At 52.8% G+C, this 2,908-nt stretch carries 1 protein-coding gene and 3 pseudogenes; all 4 read right to left on the minus strand.

The genetic code is table 11. The features are described from left to right. Positions 1 to 170: 170 nt before the first annotated feature. Positions 171 to 992, minus strand: a pseudogene (locus JJU14_RS16345) (IS256 family transposase); the annotation flags it as partial. Between the two features lie 43 nt (positions 993 to 1,035). Then, positions 1,036 to 1,437 (minus strand): annotated as a pseudogene (locus tag JJU14_RS16350) (transposase); the annotation flags it as partial. A gap of 61 nt (positions 1,438 to 1,498) precedes the next feature. Further along, positions 1,499 to 2,254, minus strand: coding sequence for an IS21-like element helper ATPase IstB (gene istB, locus JJU14_RS16355; protein ID WP_228614789.1), 756 nt, complete (start codon positions 2,252 to 2,254; stop codon positions 1,499 to 1,501). A gap of 10 nt (positions 2,255 to 2,264) precedes the next feature. Further along, positions 2,265 to 2,908, minus strand: a pseudogene (locus JJU14_RS16360) (IS21 family transposase); the annotation flags it as partial.

The raw sequence follows: 2,908 nt of genomic DNA on the forward strand, positions 1-2,908 counted from the left end.
GGACGATATGGTGCAGGACAGTTGGCGCTGGCAGCAACAAAACCCGGATGGCTACACCAAGGCGCTCTTCAAAAGGAATGAAACCCCTCATCCCAAGCGGTAAAGAGCAGCGGTAATCGCTGCTCAGTAAGAGGTTACAGGAGGGTGTTCAATATTCTGTGTCAGCCTGGTCACAGATCGATATGAGCGTCTAAGCGCCCCTCGAAGTGTATCGACAGCTGCGACAGCGTCAGATTCCAGTTTTGCACCGGGTGTGTCCAACGCTCAGATGCCTGTAAGATACCGGCATAAAGCAGCTTAAGCAAACTGTTTTCATTGGCGAATCCGCCCTTGGTTTTGGTCAGTTTACGGAACTGACGGTGCACCGCTTCTACGGCATTGGTGGTATAGATGGCGGTTCTAACGTAGTCCGGGTATTTAAAATAGGCTGACAGCGTTTGCCATTTATTGCGCCAGGATTTAATGACCACCGGGTACTTCTCGCCCCATTTAGCCTCCAGCTCATCCAGCGCTGATTCTGCGGCGTTTAACGTGGTGGCTTTGTACACGCACTTTAAATCGGCCATAAAGGCCTTCTGGTTCTTGCTGGCCACGTATTTTAACGAGTTACGGATTTGGTGGATGATGCAGTGCTGTATCTCGGTCTTGGGATAAATGCTCTCAATCGCTTCAGGGAAGCCTTTAAGGCCATCCACGCAAGCTATCAGGATGTCTTTCACGCCACGATTGTAAAGGTCTGTCAGCACGCTTAGCCAGTGATGCGCGCCTTCATGATCAGACAGATACAAGCCCAGTAATTCCTTTTTGCCTTCGACGTTTACCGCCAGTATAGTGTACACAGCTTTGCTGATGTACCGGCCATTTTCTTTGATTTTGTAGTGGATGGCATCCAGCCAGACGATGGGATAAATCGCATCGAGTTCGCGTTCACGCCAGGCCTGAAGCTCAGGTAACAGCTTGTCGGTTACCGCATTCAGCGTACCGTTAGAAAGTAAGCGTAACACCAACCACACCAGCGGTGTGATTGGTGCTCATTCAGTACGGCAGGAGTTTTTGCAGTTGCTCATGGTCGGTGACGTTGGGCAGCTCGGTAAATAGCCGACACAGATAATCATAGGGCTCCAGCCCGTTGATTTTGGCGGTTTCAACCAGGCTGTACAGCGCGGCGCTGGCTCTGGCACCGGATGTGGTGTTGGCAAACAGCCAGGCCTTGCGACCGATGACGAACGGCTTGATGGCTCGCTCTGCCCGGTTGTTGTCGATGTTCAGCCGGCCATCTTCCAGATAACGCTCAAGCTTCGGCCACTGGTTTTGGCTGTAGGTGATGGCTCTGCCCAGCAGACTTTCTTTAGGCACCGTGGCTTTGGATTTCTCCAGCCAGTCCCACAACTGCTTTAGCAAGGGCTTGGCTCTTTCCTGCCGTTGTTGGTGCCTGATGTCTGGCTAATAACATCATGCCGATCACTATTTTTCTTCCCGCACTTACAACATCTCTCTTTTACTCTTTCTGATCGGCATGCGTCAAGTTTGCACCTTGTTTTCGCATGGATTCCCCCGTTAACGTGACTCGTACGGCTCTGTGGATCAGTCGATCTAAGATCGCTTCGGCGAAGGTGGCTTCACCGATCATGCCGTACCATTTATCGACCGGCAGTTGGCTGGCCACTATGGTTGAGACTCTGCCGTGGCGCGTATCAACGATCTCCAGCAAGTTACTGCGCTCTGTGGCGTCCAGCATCTCCATGCCCCAATCGTCCAGGATCAGGATCGCAACGTTATTGAGCTGTTCCAGTAGCTTCGGATAGCTGCCGTCGGCCTGGGCCAGTCGCATGGCTTCCAGCAGTGTTTTCAGCCGGTAGTACCTCACCGCCATCCCTTGGCGGATAAAGTAACGGCCAAGGGCACAGGCCAGATAGCTTTTGCCGCAGCCTGCCGAGCCAGTCAATAACAAGTTCTGTTGGTGGCTTAACCAGTGTCCTTCAAGCAACTGGCGAACCTGCGCTTTGTTAAAGCCCCGACTCACCCGGTAGTCAATTTGCTCTACCTGACCGCTTAGCCTGAAGCGGGCTTGTTTCTCTAACCGGTTGATTTTACGCTGCTCTCTTTGCACCAGTTCATGGCTTAGCAGCAGTTGCAGTCGCTCTTCGAAGCTCATGTCCTGATACAGCATGCTCTGCTCTTGCTGTTGAGCCAGCGCTTGTTTCATGCCACTTAAATGCAGTTGACTTAATTGTTCATCGACACGTAATTGCATGGTATTCCCCTTAATGGAAGTAGCCTTCACCATGCACATTTTCATGGCGGATCGTCTGTAGTGGATCATGTTTTGCGTTGCTGATCGGCTGTTGTTCAAGGCCATTTTTCAGCATGGCACGGATGTTGTGCAGCCGGTTGGCTCCGGTTAGATGTCCTCGTAAGCAGGCGGCTTCCAGCCGCGCTTTGCCATAGCTTTTGCTTTGTCCCAGCAGTGCCAGGCAAGGCCGTACCGCTTGCGCCGGATGATCGGCCTGGCGGATAAACTCATGCACCCAATGCGCCGTATAAGGGCCTATTGAGGATGACCAGCTCATTAGCCGCTCTGGTGACCACTCCAGCATGGCTTTATGATGCTCGGGCATATGCTCCAGCAGGCTGCTGTGCTGGCCTTTACGCCGGCTGCGCTTATGCTCTGCTACCACCTTGCCATGGTGATAAAACACCACGGTATGTTCGGTTAGTTGTGCTTCCAACCGCTTGCCCTGCAAGGTGTAGGGCACGGAGTAATAATGCTTTTCAATATCCACGTGGTAATCCTTGCCCACCAGCACTCGCTGAACGACGGTGTATTGATAGGGATAGTTCGGCAGAGGCTTCAGCGCGGGCGCATCCAGTTCGGCAAACAGCGAGGCGCGACAGCCGGGGATCTTCT

It is taken from the genome of Alkalimonas sp. (genome assembly GCF_020831925.1).
In the GTDB taxonomy this organism is placed as follows: domain Bacteria; phylum Pseudomonadota; class Gammaproteobacteria; order Enterobacterales; family Alteromonadaceae; genus Alkalimonas.

Bases quoted from the DNA above. Each gene is read 5' to 3' on its own strand.
- istB (WP_228614789.1), bottom strand. From the start codon at position 2,254: ATGCAATTACGTGTCGATGAACAATTAAGTCAACTGCATTTAAGTGGC.